A 17,508-nucleotide genomic window follows, 5' to 3' on the forward strand; every position below is an offset into this window, starting at 1 on the left:
GCAGCGTGCTGACATTCACCTGTCGCTCAACAGCTCCGATCTTGGTGGGGCAGAATGCTCAGCCATGACGGCTTTGCGCGCGCTGGCCGGCGGGATGGATGCGCCTCCGCAGGATGGGGAGTTCGAGGTCCGGTACGTCGCTGAGGGCGGCGGGTTGCGGCGCATCTCGCTGAATGAGGCGGGTGCGGTGCGGTTCGAGATGGCATCGCCGGCGCGGGGGTTTGCCTCCTACAAGGGGCAGCGGAACTTCTTGGGGTTGTGGTGGTCGGCGACCGTCGGCGGGCACGTGGGTTATGAGTCCTGGCTGGAACGCGATCACCTGATGCTGCTGGACTTCGACCCCACGGTGGTCGGGATCTCCTCACAGCCGTTTTGGCTGTCGTGGTCGACGGAGGAGGGCAAGGTCCGCTCTCACGCGCCGGACTACTTCGCCCGACGCACAGACGGTTCGGCAATGGTGGTCGACTGCCGGCCACTGGAGCGGATCAAGCCGCGCGATGCGGTGAAGTTCGAGGCCACCCAGCGGGCGTGCGAGCGGCTGGGATGGGACTACCGCGTCGTTGGCGCGGTAGACGCGGTGGTGGCCGCGAACATGCGGTGGCTGTCGGGTTATCGGCATCCGCGGCATACGCGAGATGAGCTCGCCGACACGCTGTTGGCGGCCTTTGATGAGCCGGCGGAGCTGATGGCCGGAGCTGAGGCGGTCGGTGATCCGATCGCGGTGCTGCCGGTGCTGTTTCACCTGCTGTGGCAGCACGAGCTGGTGACCGATCTGTCGGTGCCGTTGCATCCGCTGGCGCGGGTGTCGGTGACCGGGCGGGCGGTCTGATGGGCGCGGTGCTGCGGCCCGGCGACTGGGTGCATTTCGACGGCGGTGAGCACCAGGTCGTGGCGTTGGCCGGTACGTCGGTACGGCTGCGCTCCAGCGAGGGCGCCGAGTCGGTGGTGCTGGCGTCGTACTTGATGGCATCGCCTGGGTTCGGTCTGGTGGAGGGTGCACCGCTGCCGTCGATCGAGCCGATTGGGCTGTTGGAAGGTCTGCCCGAGGACGTGCTCGTCGCGGCCAAGCACTGGCAGCGGCATGTGGTGGAGGTGGAGACGGGGCTGCCGCCAGAGGCCGGGGCGGAGGTGGAGACGGGGCTGCCGCCAGAGGCCGGGGCGGAGGTGGAGCCACGGCCTGAGTACGACCCGGCGGCGCATTTGCTGGCTGAGCGCATCAAGTCCAAAGCGGCCGAGCTGGGGGTGAGCGCGCGGACGGTGGAACGGATACGGGCGCGCTACCAGCAGCAGGGGTTGTGGGGGTTGGTGGATCAGCGAGCCACCCGGGCCGGGGAGACGACCGGGCGAGCCGATGCCCGCCTGGTCGCGGCGATCCAGGAGGTGCTGGACGCCGAGACGCACACCTCGACCGGGACGCGGTCGCGGTTGATCCGCCGGGTGGTCAAGGCGGTGGAGGACACCCACGGTCCCGGGGTGGTGCCGTTGCCGGGCCGCACCACGTTCTACAAGCTGATCGACCGGTTGGCCACCGGACGGCACACCTTCGGCTCGGCGGTGACGCGGCGGCAGACGGCTAACCGGCCCGCCGGGGCGTTCACACCGACGCTGGCGGCCCGCCCGGGCGAGCAGGTGCAGATCGACTCGACTCCGATCGATGTGATGGTGCTGGCCGACACCGGGCTGCCGGTCCGTGCGGATTTGACGATCGCTGTCGACGTCGCCACGCGCACCATCTGCGCGGCGGTGCTGCGACCGGTGGGCACCAAAGCGGTCGACGCCTCCCTGTTGCTGGCCCGGATGCTGGTGCCGGAGCCGATGCGGCCGGGCTGGTCGAATGCGCTTCGGATGGCCTCCTCCCAGCTGCCGCATCAGCGCCTGGTCGACATCGATGCGCGGATGGAGATGGCGGCCGCCCGGCCAGTAATCGTGCCGGACACCATCGTGATCGACCAGGGCAAGGTGTACGTCTCGCACACCTTCGTCCAGGCGTGTGAGCGGCTGGGCGTCTCGGTGCAGCCGTGCCGTCCGGGCACGCCGACCGACAAAGCGATCGTCGAGGCGACGCTGGGGTCGATCAACTCGCTGTTCTGTCAGCACGTCGCGGGTTACACCGGGTCCAACCCAACCCTGCGTGGCTCTGCTGTGGAGGCGGTCTGGACCGTCCCGCAGCTGCAGGATCTGCTGGAGGAGTGGCTCATCTGCGGCTGGCAGCATCGCCCGCACGACGCACTGCGCGATCCGTTTTCACCGCGACGGGCGATGTCGCCCAACGACCGCTACGCCGCGCTGGTCGCCGCGGCGGGTTACCTGCCGCTGGTGCTGTCGGGTGAGGACTATCTGGAGCTACTGCCGGTGAAGTGGCAGAAGATCAACGCCTACGGGATCCAGATCGACTACCGCACCTACGACTGCCCCGAGCTGGGCCCGTGGCGGTTGCAGCACTCGGGGGTGGCTGCCAAGAACGGCTTGTGGGAGATCCACTACGACCCCTACGACCTGTCGCAGGTGTTCGTACGCACGCCGGACGGCTGGGTGAGCGCCCCGTGGACGCACCTGCCGATGGTCGCGGCGCCGTTTGCGGATTTCACCTGGCGCTACGCCCGCCACCTGGCCGCCGAGGCCGGGCTGGACGACACCAGCGAGACCGTGGTGGCCCGGGTCCTGGACGCATTGCTGACTCGGGCTCAGGCCGGCCCGGCCGACGACGGAGATGGGCTCTTGGACGGTGCCGGGGCGCGCATCGTGGCCCGCACACGCGTCGGCGCGGCCGCCCACCGTCCTCCGGCGCTGGAGCCTGCCGGCACGCAATCACCCGAGCTGCCCGAGGCGGCTGAGGAGCCCGGCGAGGCGCTGACCGGCACGGTGGTCCCGCTGGGGATCTTCGACGCGGAAGCGGAAGCGGAAAGGTGGATATGACGCGCGGTTTCGACCCCTGGCCGGCCCTTTCCGATGCCACCGGCGGAAGCGACGATGAGGTTCCTCCTGATGCGCCGCTGACCACCAAGGAAGGATGGCGGCTCTTCGTCGACTACCAGCCGACCCCGCCGGTGCTGTTCGCCCCTGACCAGCTGCTGGCGCTGTCGCGTCGTGAACGCGCCGCCTATGACGAGGCTCGCCGCGACTACCACGGCGACTTGCCGTTGGTGAACACCCCGACGATCCGGCAAGTCATCAACACCAGCAGGCTGCTGGTCCAGCTCAACCGGCGGCAGGTGTCGGCTCGCCGCGGCGTCATCATCTCCGGCGCGTCCGGCACCGGCAAGACCACCGCGCTGACCCAGCTGGGCCGCACGCACGAACGTCACATCCGCAAACGCCACGCCGGCGACCGGCACCGGTTACCGGTCATCTACGTCACCGTGCCGCCGGCGGCGACCGCCCGGATGGTCGCGGTCGAGTTCGCCCGCTTCCTCGGGCTGGAACTGCCCAACCGCGCCAACATCACCGACATCGTCAACGCGGTCTGCCACACGGCCGCGCACACCCATGTCGAGCTGGTCTGTGTCGATGAGATCCACAACATCAGCATCGCCACCCGCACCGGCGCCGAGGTGTCGGACCAGTTGAAGTACTTCGCCGAACGGCTGCCGGCCACGTTCGTCTACGCGGGCATCGACGTCGAAGCCCAAGGGTTGTTCGCAGGGGTGCGGGGCCGTCAGATCGCCGGACGGTTCACCGTCATCCCCGCCGCCCCGTTCGCCTACGGCACCGCCGAGCAGCGCGAGACCTGGCGCTCGCTGATCGCCACCTTGGAGAGCCTGCTGCGCCTGCACGACCAGCCCGCCGGCGCCCTGGTCGCTCTCGCCGAACACCTCTACCGGCGCAGCGGCGGAATGATCGGCAGCCTGTCCCAGCTGGTGCGCGGGGCGGCTATCTTGGCCATCGAGACCGGCACCGAGCGCATCACCCAGGAGCTCCTGGACGTCGTCCCGGTCGACTACGCCGCCGAGCGCGCCGCGTCCCAGCCGCACCTGCCCGCGCGCGCTCGCGCCGTCCGCGCGGCCGCCGACGCTGCGAGCTGATGCTGCCACGCACGCTGCCGATCGCGGTCCCACCGGCACGGCACGAAACCGTCGCCTCCTACCTCGCTCGCCTGGCCGCGCTGCACGGCCTGGACGGCGACGAACTCTGGAAACGGGTCAGCATTCCCACGCCCAGCCCGGCCCGGCGAACCATCGACATCCACCAGCTGTCCGCGCTCACCGGCCACCCGCCCCATCACTTGGCCGGCGCGCTCCTCGAGCTCCGCGACCCGCCACCAACCTGGGAAGCGTTCCGTCACATCCCACAGATCGGCTGCCCCCGCTGCGACGCCCGCCACCCCGGCGGCCCGGTGTTTCGGATCTTCCCGCACCACCGCTACGTCTGCACCCGGCACCAGTACTGGATCGGACCGCCCGACATCAACCATCCCGGGCCACACCTGAAGATCTTCCCTGAGATCGTCGCCGCCCAACGACGGCACCTTCGCCTGGTCCGCCGCCACGGCTGGGCCGCCGCCTACGACGCCGTCCTGACCGCCTTCATGATCTGCGCCCATCTCTGGGAACAGGACCTCGACGACAACCCCGGCATGGCTCTCAACCAGGCTGTCTGGAACGTCCGCTCGTTCGTCTTCATCCCGAAGAACACTGAGCAGGAGACCTTCAGCGCGTCCAGGCTGTTTGCCGCCATCTATCCCGAGGTGATCAGCATCGCGGTCCTCATCGGCTCGCCGACCTGGCGCCGCCTGGCCGCCGGAGACGATAAGCAGCTCAGCCGCTTCACCGCGGCGATCGGCTGGCGGCTTGGCGACCCCTTCTACCAGCCGCGCGGCGAACGCGACCCGATCGCTCACTGGATCGAGCAAGACTGCTGGCGGCCACCCAGCCCGCCCCCGACCACGTTCACCGCCGCCCCGGGGCATCGCCGGCCTGGCCACCTGGACACGACTGTCACCCGGGCCAACCGCGAACGCCACGACAAGGCCGTTTTGTGGTTCTCCCGCAAGCGGCGCCCCGGCCAGGTGATCCTGCACCATCGCACAGTCCACCCCGTCGTCATTCGCGAGTGGAGCACCCCGATGGAACAATTCGCCGGCGCGATCTGGCAAAGCCAACGCACCACAGACCGGTTCAAAGCCGTTCCCTAGACGGCCAGCCGCGTGGAGCCGTTCCAGGCTGATGCTGGGATGGAGGCGTCACTACACCGCTTCGCTGAGGAGTCGGCTTCTCGATCTGTTCAATGTGCCGACTATCGGTATATAAAGATCCTGTGTCTAAGTTGCGCTCTTTACAGGAGCCTTCGTTCCTCATCTTGACCGCGCTGGCCGCTGAGCCTCAGCACGGTTACGGCATCATCGTCGACGTTGAGCAGATCTCCGAGGGTGAGGTCCGGTTGCGGGCCGGGACCCTGTACGCCGCCCTAGACCGGCTCAAGTCCGAAGGGCTGATCGCGGAGGACCGGGAGGAGATCGTCGGCGGGCGGTTGCGGCGCTACTACCGGCTCACCGACGAAGGCAGCGGCCGCCTGGCCGCCGAAGTCGAACGGCTGCGGCGCAACGCCAGGACCGCCGCCGCCCGGCTGCACCCGCGCCCCGCCGGAGGTGTCGCGTGAGCGACCTGGAACGTCGTTACCGCCGCCTTCTCCGCTGGTATCCGCACGGGCACCGAGAGCGGCACGAGGAGGAGATGCTCAATGTGCTGCTGGCGGCGGCGCGGCCCGGGCAGAGTCGTCCGGAGTCGCGTGACGTCCTCGACCTCGTCAAGGGGGGTGCCGCGATCCGCGTCCGCTGGGCGTTCGGGCCGGAGTCCATGGCGCGCTGGCGGGACGCGATGCGTGTCGTTGCGGCGGTCGGTCCCATAGTGTTGCTCGCCTACCAGATTCAGTTAGGCATCAGCAGTGGTGAGATGCTTCTGATGGGCATCCTGACCGTCTTCCTGGCCTGGACCAATCGCCGCTGGCCTGCTGCGGCGGTCGCGTGGATCTGGGCGATCCTGTTCAGCGCGGCCATGGTCGCCATGTCGATGTTATCGGCCACAGGCGTCTCCTTGGATATGAGGGTGGCACTCGGCGGCATCGTTGGCTCCTTTGTGCTGGTAGCAGCGGCACTAACCGGGGTGGCGCAGCCGCGGCGAGGGCTGTCGCTGGTGGGCCGCGGGCGGATCCTGGCGTGGTCCGGGGCGGCTCTGGCGATGGCCGTCGTGACGGGGCAGTTGGGGGCCGCCCTGCGGGAGGCCGGAGTGCCGCCCGAATTGCTCCCGCTCGGGCTGAGTGCGGTGGTCTGCGGAGTGGCCGCACAGTCTCCGGTAGGGCGCAGGAGCGTCGTGGTGCTCTCGCCGGTCATGCTGGCGATGTTCCCCCAGCTCATGATGGTTGGGTTATGGGGGGTCGCGCTGTTGGGGCTGGGGTCGGCCGGGTTTCTGGTCGCCGCCTTCCGTTCTCCAGGTCGCTCGCGCAGAGAGTCATTAACGGATGAGTGATGCTGGAACGGCAGTCAAGACCTTCCGCGGCCGACGGCGCATGCGGAGTGCCTCGTGCGCAAGGTGATCGTTTTCCTGATCGCGCTCGTCGTCCTCCTCATCATCGACCGAGTCGCCGTGGCGAGCGTCGAGCGCGAGCTGGCGAACAGAATTGCCGCCGTCCCCAACCTCTCCGGCACGCCGAGCGTGTCGATCGAGGGCATCCCGTTTCTCACGCAGGCCGTGTCGGGGCGCTATCCAGAGGTGCGGTTCGATCTCGGCACCTTCAGCTACAGCGGCGTGCCGGTCAAGAATCTGCGAGGTGTCGCGTACGACGTGAGGGCGCCCCTCGCCGACGTCCTGCAGAACCAAGCCAATATCCAGGCCGGTCGCGTGACCATGAGCGGCACCCTGTCCAGGGCGACGATCGACAAGTACGCTCCGAGCGGCGTGAAGATCGGCGGTAACGGGCAGCGGCTCACGGCCTCGGGGGAGGTGACGATCGGGGCGAACAAGGTGAAGTTCAACGCCGAGATGCGGGTCGAAGTCGCCGACGGGAGGATCAAGCTCCAGGCCGAGAAAATTCAGGGCGTGCCTGTGCCGGACCAGGTCGCGCAACTGATCTCCTACCCGATCCCGTTCAATCTGCCCTTCGATGTGAAGCTGACCGGGGTCAGGAGCCTGCCGGAAGGACTGGAGCTCTTCGCTGAAGCGCTTGAGGTGCCTATTCGTGGATGAGGCTGAACCACTTCGCCCTGTCGTCCGCGGCGAAGACCTCCACCCGGGCGGAGCCGGGCAACTGAGCGATGGCAGCTGACCTCAGGCCGTGTTCGCGGGGTAACGGGATGGATGCGATAGCCGGGGAGATCGCGTGAGTCGCGCGCTTGTGGGATGGTTCGCCAGCCTCTCGCTGCTGGCGGGGATCGTTGCGGCGATCTGGGGGCTGGCGTCTGCGATCAAAGGCGCTGGACAGGCGCACGGAGTGGTAGCCGTGCATTGCCGGGACATACCCCACAAGCTTCCTATCGAGGTGTCGAGCGGCTCGGACATCTCAGTGGCAGGCGCCTTGTACAAAATAGGGGATGGCACGCTGCTGGCAGCGAACTCCACCGTCGCCGAGCAGGTCGCCGCACACGGCGATGACCTTCTGATGGGTATCTGCGCGTTTGCGGCGGGCGTCCTGCTGTATCGGCTCTTTCGATCGTTCCTCCAAGGGCAGCCGTCTCTCGGGCGCAACCCGGCACGACTCACCTGGCTTGCGGCACTCTGCTTGACCGTCGCCGCCGCTGCGCCACTCCTCCCGTTCCATGCTTCCTCGCTGGTCGTCGACAGACTCGGGTTCACAGGCAGTTGCCCGGCCGTCGCCGTCTATTCTGGAACTTCGGTGGTGCTTATTTTCGGGGCGGTAATCCTGTTCGCACTGGGCGAGCTGGCTCGCAATCGTCCGGAGTTGATGGAGGCCTGCCGCCGCTCCCTGAACGGCGATCACCAGCGTCATCAGTGACCACTCCGCCGGACCACTGCCGGCCACGAGTTGTGGTCGATAGCTGGTGAAGCTGCCAGGACGCCTGCGTAGGCAGGCACCGAGACTGAGCACCGCCACTTGATCTTTCATGGCTGAAAGATCATTTGTGGACGGTTGCCCCCTCACAGGCCTCCTCTCCCGACTGACAAGAAAACCTGAACGGCTTCCCTCGAAACCGTCCGGATCGAGGTGTCGTGCCGCAGGTCAGACCCTGCCCCATCCGCCAACTTCATCTGGAACGGACACGAAATCTGTCAGGTCCCCGCCGATGGGGAGGTTTCGGACCGCGCGACGGCAGCCGCACCGTCCCCCGAGGAACCGGGGAAGGAGGGGGAGGGGTACCGCGGCGGTGCGCGAGCGCCGGCCCGGAGCGGAGCGCCAGCGGAGTCGGAGGGCCAGCGCGAGCGCCCGTGCCCAGGGTCGGCCGCAGGCCGATCCCGCAGGGACGCGAGCGCAGCGAGCGCCCTGCGCACGGGATATATGCGGCCGTCACCCGCGACGGACGGACAGCGGCCGTACACACCTATCGCCGTGCGGCGAAATGACGTCAACGCCGAACAGCCCCGCCAGCTGCGTACAGTTGGCAGGGCGCCGGGTCGGGATCACGGATAGCTCGCACCTGTGTACCAATCTGGTACGCTCCGCCTCGTACCAGATTGGTACGCGGCTGGAGGCGTTCCCTTGAAGATCACGAAGAATCAGAGCAGCGATGATCAGCAACGCGTCACCGTTACCTATTCACCCGAATCGGATGACCCGTCCGGCGCGCTGGCCGCACTGATCGACTCCGGCGGCCTCGGGCGGCTACTGCACGAGCTTGGCAACGGAGAAACGATTGATCACCTGCCGGAGTCGGCGGCAGACATGGCGGAAGTTCTTCACACCGTGCGCGACGCGCACGCTGCTCTGGAAACCCGCCTACGCCTGCTGATGACAGCAGCCCGCGCGCGCCACCGCGACGGCTTTCCCTTGAAAAGCCTGGGTGAGCATGCGGGCATGGCCACCATGACCGCGCGTCGTCGGCTGCGGGATGACCGGGGCCGGTGGCCGGATCTCGCACCCGAGACGGGCAACGAGGTTGAGGTGATCTTGACCATCGGCGATCAGGCGGAGTTGGTCACCCCTCGACATCCGGCCTCGGCGCCGTTGCAGATTCCCGCCGCCCGGATCGCGCAGCAGGCTGGCATTGCCGCGAGCGAACTGCCTGGCCGGAGATTCTCAGTAGACCGCCTGACGGCCACGGAAGCGGATGGGTTCACGCTGCTGAACGACCCTCGCCTGTAAGGGCGAACGGGCTGCCCGTGGTTGAAGCGCCGGCCCCATGCGGGCAAGAGGGGCCGCGCATACGGGTAGCAGCGGCGCATCGCCTTTGGCGGGCTCGATGCCCGCCAAAGGCGAACCCCGCCTCGCGCGCGTGGCCAGGCCAGGTCTTCTCTGCAAGGACGCATACGCCCTGGAGGCGGCACCCCGCGCGGGGTGCCGCCTCCAGGGCGTAAGGCTGGGTTTCAGCCGGTGGTTGCCACGTCGGCGGCCGGGTTCTTGGGCGGGCGGCCGGTGCGGCGGCGGTCCCACAGCTTATCGAAGGCGATGATGTCGGCCCGCGCCCACAGCTTCCCGGCCGCAAGGTGGTAGCGGTGGCGCGGGAAGAGTTTGTGCCCGGTTTTGGGGTCGGCGAGCTGGTGGACACGTGTGCGGGAGACTCCGAGGATCTCCCCGGCCTCGACCGCGCCGACGAGATCATGCCGGGCCGGGTCCCGCCGTACCACCTCGCCGAGTGCGAGCAGCTGCATCTCGGCGGCAGACCGGCCCCGGCCATCGGTCGTCAGTTCGTTGACGACGTCGGCCAACTCGGCGGCGGTGACGCCCAGGGCCTCGGCGATGCGTGAGACGGCGGCGTCCAGCTCGGGGTCGGGACGGGTCGCGGTGTTCTTCATGGGTCCAGCATGCCATAAATCCTTGAAGGATAGCAAGTATTTATGGCATAATAGAGACATCGGCAAGGGGGTCGGAACCCCGAACCGCGCAGGTTGATCACAGAAAGGATCGCAATGGAGTACGGAGAATTCCGGGAGCGCGTCGAAGATCTGGGCAACGTGCTGGAGGACATCTATGTCCACATCGGCAAGCTGTGCATGCGGCTACCTCTTCCGATCAGCGTCCCCCCAATCAAGGCCGATGGCGATCGGGGGCTACTCGAAGACGAAGGGGCCGCCCTGGCCGAGGTCGTCGATCGGGCACGCAGCGCAGTCCTGGACCTGCCCATGGATGACGTGACCGCCGCCGCCCTCAACACATTGATGATCGAGTGGCTCAGCACGCGCGAACTGCTGGCACAGGCCCATTCCGGGCCCCAGCGGGATTACCTGGTCTTCTCGGCGGCACTGGCCTGTGAACGAATGGACCGGATCGAGGACTACCTCGACGACCAGCTCTGATCCCGAGTCCCGACAAACCGACTGCCGCCCCGGGGAAATCCGGTGCGGCAGTCGCCTTTCCTGAGGTCAACATCATAAATCCTTGCGATCCTTTAAGGATTTATGGCATAATAGAGACATCGGCAAGGGGGTCGGAACCCCGAACCGAGCAGGTTGACAACTCCAGAAAGGAACACCAAGTGGATCTCGAAGAATACGAGGCACGCCTCGACGAACTTGGGAAGTCGCTGGAAAGCGACTACACCCTAATCGGCAAGCTGCTCCAGCGGCTTCCTATTCCGATCGGCCTTCCCCCCGTCACCCCGCCCGGCGGACGTCAGGGAATCCTCAACAGCGAAGGGCTTACCCTGGCGGAAGCCGTCGAAAGGGCGCGGATTGCGCTTCTGGATCTACCCATGGATCTGTCGATCACGCCTCCCTTTCACACCTTGCTGGTGGAATGGCTCGCGACGCGTGAGTTGTACCTACGGGCCGACTTCGGCCCTCCGGAGGAGTTCGTACTCCTCGCGCTCGTCCTAGCATCAGGCCGAATGGCCTTCCTAATGGAGTTCATCGAACGCCAACTCAACCCGGGTCACTGAGATAAAACGACTGGCCACCCCAAGCCATCCAGGGGTGGCCAGTCGTTGCATTTTCGGGCCGAAATGCCGCAACAATTCCTTGAAGAATCGTAAGGACTTATGGCATAATAAAGACATCGGCAAGGGGGTCGGAACCCCGAACCGAGCAGGTTGACAACTCCAGAAAGGAACACCGCATGGATTACGAGGAATACCAGACACGCCTCGACGAACTGGGGGAGCTGCTTGAGGGCAGCTTCGCCCTGATCGGCAAGCTACTCCAGCGGCTTCCTATTCCGATCAGTCTTCCACCCGTCATCCCCCTCGACGGAAGCCGGGGAATCCTCGACAAGGAAGGGACCGCCCTGGAGGAAGCCACCGAGAGGGCGCGGATCGCACTCCTGGATCTCCCCGTGGACGCCCTAATCGCGGCCACATTCAACGCTCTGCTGGTGGAATGGCTCGCCGCGCGAGAGTTGTACGATCGGGCCCATTCCGGTCCTCCTAAGGATTATCTGACCCAAGCGCTCGCCATCATCACTCATCGGATGGGGTCCAGGATCGACCTCCTAGAGCGCCTCCTCGATACGGATCACTGAGCAAAGCGACTGGCCACTCCCGAGAAAGTTCGGGGGTGGCCAGTCGCTTTGCATTTCCAAGCGGCCATAAATTCTTGAAGAATCGTAAGGACTTATGGCATAATAAAGACATCGGCAAGGGGGTCGGAACCCCGAACCGCGCAGGTTGACAACTCCAGAGAGGAACGCCACACAGTGGACGCGAACGAGTACAACGAACGGCTCAGCGGATTGGTTGATGAGCTTATCGAAAGCTACGCCATCATCGGCAAGCTGTTCGGGGTTCTCCCCATCCCGATCGAGATCCCGGCCCTCTGGAAAGAGGACGAGGACTATCGTCCCGACATCGTCGCCATTATCCAAGCCCTCGTCAGGGCCCGGGTCATACTGATGGATCTTCCCATCGATGACACCCTAAGGGGCCTACTGAACAAGGCGGTCGTCGTATGGCTGGGCGCGCTCGACATGGTCGGCATGGCCGACATGGCGCTCGCGAAGCACGAACCGGACCTGTTCGCCTACCGGCTTGAGGTGCTCTGGCTGGGTCTCCTGCAGGTCAGTCGCCTGACTGCGGAGGCAACGCGGCGGCTCTGACCGATGTCCTGTGCCGCCGCCCCGGGAGACTTCCCGGGGCGGCGGCACGGGATTCCCCTCTCGGAATCTCCCACGATTCGCAGACAGACGCTGATGGGCGAGTGCCCGATAGATCCCCATAAATCCTTGCGATCCGTCAAGGATTTATGGCATAATAGAGACATCGGCAAGGGGGTCGGAACCCCGAACCGGCGCAGGTTGACAACTCCAGAAAGGTAGGCAACACCCATGGAAGACTTGCCAGAGCTGGCCGAATTGGTGCTGGGCGCTTACACCCTCACCGGCAAGCTGCTCACCCTCCTCCCCATCCCGATCGCTCTCCCGCCGATCTCTGAGCCGGATGGCACGGGCGGGCTCGCCCAAGCCCAGGCCATGGAGCGAGCCCGGGTGGCGATGCAGGACCTTCCCCTAGACTCGCGCGTCGCCGCGCTGCTCAATGACCTCATCATCCAGTGGCTGATTGCCCGCGACCTGTGCGTACTGGCCGTCACTCTCAGCCCTGATCCGCACCGCATCGCCGGTATCAGAGGCGCACTGGCGCGGTACGAGGATCTATCGGCGCAAGCGGAACGACTGTTGAGCACGCCTGGCCAGGATCACGAACCTGACCAGGACTACCGTCCTACCAGATGGTGCATTCGATGCGGCTGGTCCACCGACCAACCCGACGAAACCGGATGCGACTGTCCCGACTGGTGAAATGAAAGGACCGGCGAGGCGGAACCCCGAGGGGTTCTCAATCGGAAACCTCGCCGGTCCTCAGGTTGAACACTCCGAAAGGAGCTGCCCTCATTGTAGCCCGTGCAGCCCTTTCGCTCCGCATTCCCGGCACTCCGTCCGAAGGCAAGGCGGCGTTGTCGAGAAGATCGGCGCATCAGCGGATGACGGCGGATCAGCGTGGCGAGCTCGAGGACCTCGATGATGCGCAGGATGACGACCCGAGACGCGCGGAACCGGCAGGTGCGGCGTGCTGGCCGCCTTGCACCTGGAAGTGTTGCGCGCCCGGTAGGCGGCCAGTACGCCCGCCCCGCGGGGGTCTGGGGGCGGCGGAGCCCCCAGCCACCCCGTACAAGAGGCCAACCGGTCACCCGTGACCACCTGTCGTCCGGTACGGCGCCTCATGGGAAGGGCGAGCGCCGGCCCCAGAAGCGGAGCGCAGCGGAGTCTTCTGGGGCCAGCGTGAGCCCCCGTGCACGGGGTCGGCCGCAGGCCGATCCCGCAGGGACGCGAGCGCAGCGAGCGCCCTGTGCGCGGAATATCTGGACCTCCACCCCGACGGACGGAATGAGTGCGACTGGCGCGCGCCGTCGCCGGTCTACGGGGAGTCCAGCGGGCCGAAGGCACGCAGTGCGGCGCCCGGCCCGAGGGGGTTCCCAAGAAGGTCTTCGGCCCTTGATCGAATGGGGGGGCTCATCACCGTGGGGTTCCACAAATTCGACCGGGAATAAGAAAGATCACGCTAGGGGCTTCGCTTCAGAGGCTCGAAGTGGTTGCTGTGGGCGTGTACGCAGTCCGGGACTGACTGTCACCGAACACCTTCACCATCAACGGCACGGAGCTGGCGGAGTTCCTCGCGCGGTATCTGCGCGACCCGGGTCAGCGCACGGTGGGCTGAGGTCAGGATGTTGCTGGTGTGGGCGGAGGCTCGGTCGTTGATCTGCTGCTCGGTCCACGGTTTGACGTCCTTGTCGAGCACGGCCTGGGCGCGGGTGGCGGCGATGTGATCGCGGACCATCTCCCACAGGTCCACCTTGGCGTCGGCGGCGGTGGGATCGCCGCTGGCCTCCAGGCGGGCGGCACGGAGACCGGCGAGGATCTCGCCCATGGACAGCTTGTGGGTGAAGCGATGGGCCGAGCTCGATCTCCGCCTGGCGGTAGTCGGCGGCCAACTGTGGGCGCAGTGTGGCGGCCAGCAGCAGGTCGTCCATGGAGCCCAGGACACACATTGAGCAGGAGAGCCGGGACATGCCCCAGGAGTAGGCGGCGTGTGGCCGCAGCCCTGATCGCTTGATCTGGTCCCAGACCTGATTGATGGTCCAATCCCGGATGGGCAGCCAGCGCGTGATCACACGGTTTCTGCTGGAGCGGCGGGCGTTGACCGCGAGGATGGGTTGCGCGGCACGTGAGGCGGATTCTTCACCGCGTAGGCCCAGGCAGTACAGGACCTGCACGGGCCGGTCGCCTTTGATACCGAGCAGCTGCCAGAACTCTTCGACCGCTTCGGTGACCCAGGTATGCGCTTGTGACTCTTTCTGATCACTCGGCCAGCATCGCCAGCTCGTCCGTGCCCCAGGCGTAGTCCATCGCCTGGGCTACCCGGCGAGTCTCCTCCGACAGGCCGCCCCCGGCGAGAGCGTCCGCGATCTCCTTGCGGCTACGGCCGGTGCGCTTGCGAATCTCGGTCTTGCTGGCGCCGGCACCGATGGCCAACGTGAGCGCACGGTTCTTCTCGAACACCGTCAGAGGGACGCGAAAGTCCTCATCGTTCTCCACAACCTGGTCAATGTAGAGCAGGGCCTGCTTGTCGGCCTTGGTGAGGTCAATCAGGCACAGCAGCTTGTCCAGTTTGACCTTGCGGGCACCACCAAGCCGCCTGTTGCCTTTGACCACCCAGAACAGGGCCTCGGGGTTGTCGTTGTCTGCGCGCTCGTAATCTGCGGGGATGGGGATGACCGTGATGGTGACCTGCTGTTCCTCTTTGAGAGAGGCGCAGTACTCGGTGGTCAGGCGGAGATTCTCACGGACGTTGCCAGGGAAGTGTTCGAGGTACTTGATCGGGATCCGCAGCAGGCGGTAGTCCTCAGGCGCTTCGAGATCGGCATTGTCGGGGATCTCCGCAAGAGTGACGGACATGCGGGAATGGCTCCTTCATGCGAGTGAACAGGGCGGCGTCCTGCTGCGCGCTTGCAGGGGACGCGCGCTGCAGGACGCGGGCGATTCCGCGGGATCGGCGGCTCGCTACGCGGCCGCGGGGACGTGCGTCTGACTGGCCGTGGTGCCCTGCACCATCCGGGGGGACGCGGCTTCGGCCGGCGGCCAGGACGTATGGCCCTGTTGCACCACGATGTAGCGGGAGCACAGCCCGATCGCGGTGGCAGTGATCTTGATGACGGCTCGCACGATCTTCTTGCCGTCCTTGTCCTTGGAGTCATAGGTGCGCGGGAACGCATCGACGCCCTGCACGACCAGCACATGGCCCTGCCGGTAGGACTCGTGCGCCCGGATCGCGGCCACGCCGTAGGTGACCACCTCGAAGGTCCGGGTGGGAATGTAGGGGGATCCGTCACGGCCGGGCGTGGGTGGTCCGTTGACCTCCAGCTTGGCCGACCACTTGGCGGGTGCGGCGTGGGTGGCCGGGAAAAAGTGCGGCTCGTAGGCGATCTTGCCGGTGATGCTGACCTGGATGTCCATGTGGGCCTCCCCGTGGCCTGGCGCCCGTGCTGGGCGCCAGTGGATGAGCGGGTCTGGCCGGGATCGGAGGGCTGGCCTGGTGGCGGGCCCGTCCCGGCAAGGCAGAGACCGCACCGCCAGGACCGGGGCCGCAAACCCGGGCGGTGCCGAGACGGGAAGATGTTTTGCGCCAGCAAAAGATCTTCCCGTCTCGGCACCCATCTCATCGAGGCTGCGGTCCCGTGCAGAGGGGTGAGGGCCCGGGTTGCGGGTCCGGGACGTCGGCGGTGCAGGATCGGCCTGCCGGGAAACGGGCGCTGCCGCGGACCAGCTCGCGACGGGCAGAACCAACCGTCCAGGACGACGGCCTTGAGGTGCAAAGGAGGGTAAGCCCCGTAGGTCTGGGTCGCCGGGGAGCACCTTCGAGAAGGCTGAAGACCGGAATGAGACATGCCCGCCAAGGCGCGACGCCACGTCAACGACCGACATGGGGGTGTCGGCGCGTGCTTATGGGAGCGAAGGCAGGTCCTTCCGGGGTCCGTCCTTAGCGTAGCTACCCGTCAGTAGAGTCCCGGGCCCCCGTTCAGTTGGGTGGCGGTCAGCGAAGGCCGTCGGAGGCGGGTCGAGGCTGCTGAGTGTGTGGCGGTTGTGCTCCGTCGGCGGCTGGTCGACGGAGCACAACCAGCTTTTCCACCACCCTCGCGGGGGCCGCGATCGCCTCAGCTCGGAGGCACTCTCCTGCAGGCGTCCGGCTGCTCGGCCGGAAACGCCCTTGCATACAGGTCTACGGTCGTCTCGTACACGTGCGTCGCCGTATTGATGATCTCTTGCGGGGATACTTCGCCCGTGCGGAACCATTCCCTCAACAGCGCTTCCACTGTTCCCCCGATCGCCGCCGCCAACAGCCGCAGGCTCTTCCCCGACTCTTCCACACCGCTGCTCAGGAGCTCCTCTAACACGGCTACCAGCGGGTTGCGCCAGGACTCGCGCCCCGCGACGTGATGCGCCTCCCGATACAGCACCCGAAAAACACCTGGCGTTCCCGTGACGTACTCGACAAATCCGGCGACGGCGCAGCTCACGGCAGCCACCGTGTTTTCACCCATGGTGCCGCGTGGTTTCAGGGCCGCCTGCTTCGCATCCTCCCTACAGCGTGTAATCACGGCTGCTGAAAGCTGATGGCTGCCCCCAAAGGTCTTATAGAGGACTCGTATCGACGTGTGAGCCTCCGCAGTCACTCGTACAGCTGTTACTGCCGTGTATCCGCCCCGGGCCATCAGCGCAAATCCGGCACATAATAACCGTTCGCTTTGCTCCCGATGCCTTTCTTCGGGACTCAATCCCCGATACGGCTTACCATCCATGATCCGATTCCCTTCCAATACGTCCGGGCGCGTATCCCAGGTCTCGTGTTCATTCCGGGGCCGTGGGGCTGCGACTCCGGCAGCGCAGCCCCACGGCCTGTTCGCCCCGGCCCGGGCCCGAGGGATGCCGGGGCGAGGGTGCCGTGACCCGGATGTGCGGGGTTGTGGGGCCACGGCCGGGGTTGGTCAGGCGGGGTTCATCCGGAACTCGAGCCAGGTGCGGCCGGCCTTGGCGGCCGCGGCGCGGGCCTGTCGGTGCTCGATTCGGTGCTCGATCGGCCGTACTTGGCCTGATAGATCCGCAACAAGGTTCAGGGGTGGTCAGCCCGATCACGGCCTTGTGGGGTGCTGTTGCCCAGGCTGGCACGGTCGACAGCAGGAGCTTGTCGGCGTCGGCGGGGTCATGGCGGGCCTGGACCAGACGCGGGGCGAGCGTGGCGGCCTCGATCCAGGCCGCGCCGCTCATGACATGCCGCTCATGACATATCGCCGTCGCCGATGACTGGAGTGGTCCCGTGTATCAGCTTGTGCCGCTCGCTGTAGAGGCGCAGGAGTCGCTGTACGGCGGTCTCCATCGCCGAGCACGGACACACGATATACGTCCACCGCGCACTCGTATTAT

General features: G+C 66.5%; 19 protein-coding genes and 1 pseudogene. 14 read left to right on the forward strand and 6 right to left on the reverse strand.

Going from position 1 to position 17,508, the window contains the following annotated elements:
• The first annotated feature begins 64 nt into the window (after positions 1 to 64).
• From ACWDRB_RS61095 to ACWDRB_RS61135, 9 genes are all read left to right on the forward strand, one after another.
• Positions 65 to 829, forward strand: a complete 765-nt coding sequence (locus tag ACWDRB_RS61095; RefSeq protein ID WP_449910942.1) for a TnsA-like heteromeric transposase endonuclease subunit — start codon at positions 65 to 67, stop codon at positions 827 to 829.
• Positions 829 to 2,916 (forward strand): Mu transposase C-terminal domain-containing protein, encoded by a 2,088-nt coding sequence (locus tag ACWDRB_RS61100; protein WP_449910944.1) that lies wholly within the window; start codon positions 829 to 831, stop codon positions 2,914 to 2,916. Before ACWDRB_RS61095 ends, ACWDRB_RS61100 begins: the two co-directional genes overlap by 1 nt.
• Entirely contained in the window at positions 2,913 to 4,022 is a 1,110-nt protein-coding gene (locus ACWDRB_RS61105) for a TniB family NTP-binding protein (RefSeq protein WP_449910946.1), read from the forward strand. The genes ACWDRB_RS61100 and ACWDRB_RS61105 overlap by 4 nt, the downstream gene beginning before the upstream one ends.
• Positions 4,022 to 5,131: a TniQ family protein gene (locus ACWDRB_RS61110; protein WP_449910948.1), complete on the forward strand. Its 1,110-nt coding sequence runs from the start codon at positions 4,022 to 4,024 to the stop codon at positions 5,129 to 5,131. Before ACWDRB_RS61105 ends, ACWDRB_RS61110 begins: the two co-directional genes overlap by 1 nt.
• A 122-nt stretch (positions 5,132 to 5,253) precedes the next feature.
• Positions 5,254 to 5,595: a PadR family transcriptional regulator gene (locus ACWDRB_RS61115; RefSeq protein ID WP_449910950.1), complete on the forward strand. Its 342-nt coding sequence runs from the start codon at positions 5,254 to 5,256 to the stop codon at positions 5,593 to 5,595.
• Positions 5,592 to 6,461: a hypothetical protein gene (locus ACWDRB_RS61120; protein WP_449910952.1), complete on the forward strand. Its 870-nt coding sequence runs from the start codon at positions 5,592 to 5,594 to the stop codon at positions 6,459 to 6,461. Before ACWDRB_RS61115 ends, ACWDRB_RS61120 begins: the two co-directional genes overlap by 4 nt.
• Positions 6,462 to 6,515: 54 nt before the next feature.
• Positions 6,516 to 7,178 (forward strand): LmeA family phospholipid-binding protein, encoded by a 663-nt coding sequence (locus ACWDRB_RS61125; protein ID WP_449910954.1) that lies wholly within the window; start codon positions 6,516 to 6,518, stop codon positions 7,176 to 7,178.
• A 133-nt stretch (positions 7,179 to 7,311) separates the two neighbouring features.
• A complete protein-coding gene (locus ACWDRB_RS61130; protein ID WP_449910956.1) occupies positions 7,312 to 7,944 on the forward strand; it encodes a hypothetical protein in 633 nt (210 codons plus the stop codon).
• A 702-nt stretch (positions 7,945 to 8,646) separates the two neighbouring features.
• Positions 8,647 to 9,249, forward strand: a complete 603-nt coding sequence (locus tag ACWDRB_RS61135) for a hypothetical protein (RefSeq protein ID WP_449910958.1) — start codon at positions 8,647 to 8,649, stop codon at positions 9,247 to 9,249.
• Between the two features lie 221 nt (positions 9,250 to 9,470).
• Here the strand turns inward: ACWDRB_RS61135 and ACWDRB_RS61140 are convergent, their stop codons facing one another.
• The gene (locus ACWDRB_RS61140; RefSeq protein ID WP_449910959.1) at positions 9,471 to 9,899 is read right to left on the reverse strand and encodes a hypothetical protein; all 429 of its coding nucleotides are present in this window, start codon (positions 9,897 to 9,899) and stop codon (positions 9,471 to 9,473) included.
• 114 nt (positions 9,900 to 10,013) lie between these two features.
• On the opposite strand from ACWDRB_RS61140, the gene ACWDRB_RS61145 reads away from it, so the two are divergent.
• The 5 genes from ACWDRB_RS61145 to ACWDRB_RS61165 all read left to right on the forward strand — a co-directional run bounded on the left by ACWDRB_RS61145 (position 10,014) and on the right by ACWDRB_RS61165 (position 12,831).
• On the forward strand, positions 10,014 to 10,400 hold the full coding sequence (locus ACWDRB_RS61145) for a hypothetical protein (RefSeq protein WP_449910961.1): 387 nt from the start codon (positions 10,014 to 10,016) through the stop codon (positions 10,398 to 10,400).
• Positions 10,401 to 10,579: 179 nt separating this feature from the next.
• The gene (locus ACWDRB_RS61150; RefSeq protein WP_449910963.1) at positions 10,580 to 10,981 is read left to right on the forward strand and encodes a hypothetical protein; all 402 of its coding nucleotides are present in this window, start codon (positions 10,580 to 10,582) and stop codon (positions 10,979 to 10,981) included.
• Between the two features lie 176 nt (positions 10,982 to 11,157).
• On the forward strand, positions 11,158 to 11,559 hold the full coding sequence (locus ACWDRB_RS61155; RefSeq protein ID WP_449910965.1) for a hypothetical protein: 402 nt from the start codon (positions 11,158 to 11,160) through the stop codon (positions 11,557 to 11,559).
• A gap of 174 nt (positions 11,560 to 11,733) precedes the next feature.
• Positions 11,734 to 12,132, forward strand: a complete 399-nt coding sequence (locus ACWDRB_RS61160; protein ID WP_449910967.1) for a hypothetical protein — start codon at positions 11,734 to 11,736, stop codon at positions 12,130 to 12,132.
• 228 nt (positions 12,133 to 12,360) lie between these two features.
• Entirely contained in the window at positions 12,361 to 12,831 is a 471-nt protein-coding gene (locus tag ACWDRB_RS61165; RefSeq protein WP_449910969.1) for a hypothetical protein, read from the forward strand.
• Between the two features lie 826 nt (positions 12,832 to 13,657).
• Here the strand turns inward: ACWDRB_RS61165 and ACWDRB_RS61170 are convergent.
• From ACWDRB_RS61170 to ACWDRB_RS61190, 5 genes and pseudogenes are all read right to left on the reverse strand, one after another.
• Positions 13,658 to 13,957, reverse strand: coding sequence for a hypothetical protein (locus ACWDRB_RS61170; RefSeq protein WP_449910971.1), 300 nt, complete (start codon positions 13,955 to 13,957; stop codon positions 13,658 to 13,660).
• Positions 13,958 to 14,084: 127 nt separating this feature from the next.
• Positions 14,085 to 14,342, reverse strand: a pseudogene (locus tag ACWDRB_RS61175) (phosphoadenosine phosphosulfate reductase domain-containing protein); the annotation flags it as partial.
• Positions 14,343 to 14,388: 46 nt separating this feature from the next.
• Positions 14,389 to 14,985: a hypothetical protein gene (locus ACWDRB_RS61180; protein ID WP_449910973.1), complete on the reverse strand. Its 597-nt coding sequence runs from the start codon at positions 14,983 to 14,985 to the stop codon at positions 14,389 to 14,391.
• A 105-nt stretch (positions 14,986 to 15,090) separates the two neighbouring features.
• Positions 15,091 to 15,543, reverse strand: a complete 453-nt coding sequence (locus tag ACWDRB_RS61185) for a hypothetical protein (RefSeq protein WP_449910975.1) — start codon at positions 15,541 to 15,543, stop codon at positions 15,091 to 15,093.
• 698 nt (positions 15,544 to 16,241) lie between these two features.
• A complete protein-coding gene (locus tag ACWDRB_RS61190; RefSeq protein WP_449910977.1) occupies positions 16,242 to 16,886 on the reverse strand; it encodes a TetR/AcrR family transcriptional regulator in 645 nt (214 codons plus the stop codon).
• Between the last annotated feature and the right edge of the window lie 622 nt (positions 16,887 to 17,508).

The sequence above is a fragment of the Nonomuraea sp. NPDC003707 genome, assembly GCF_053587055.1.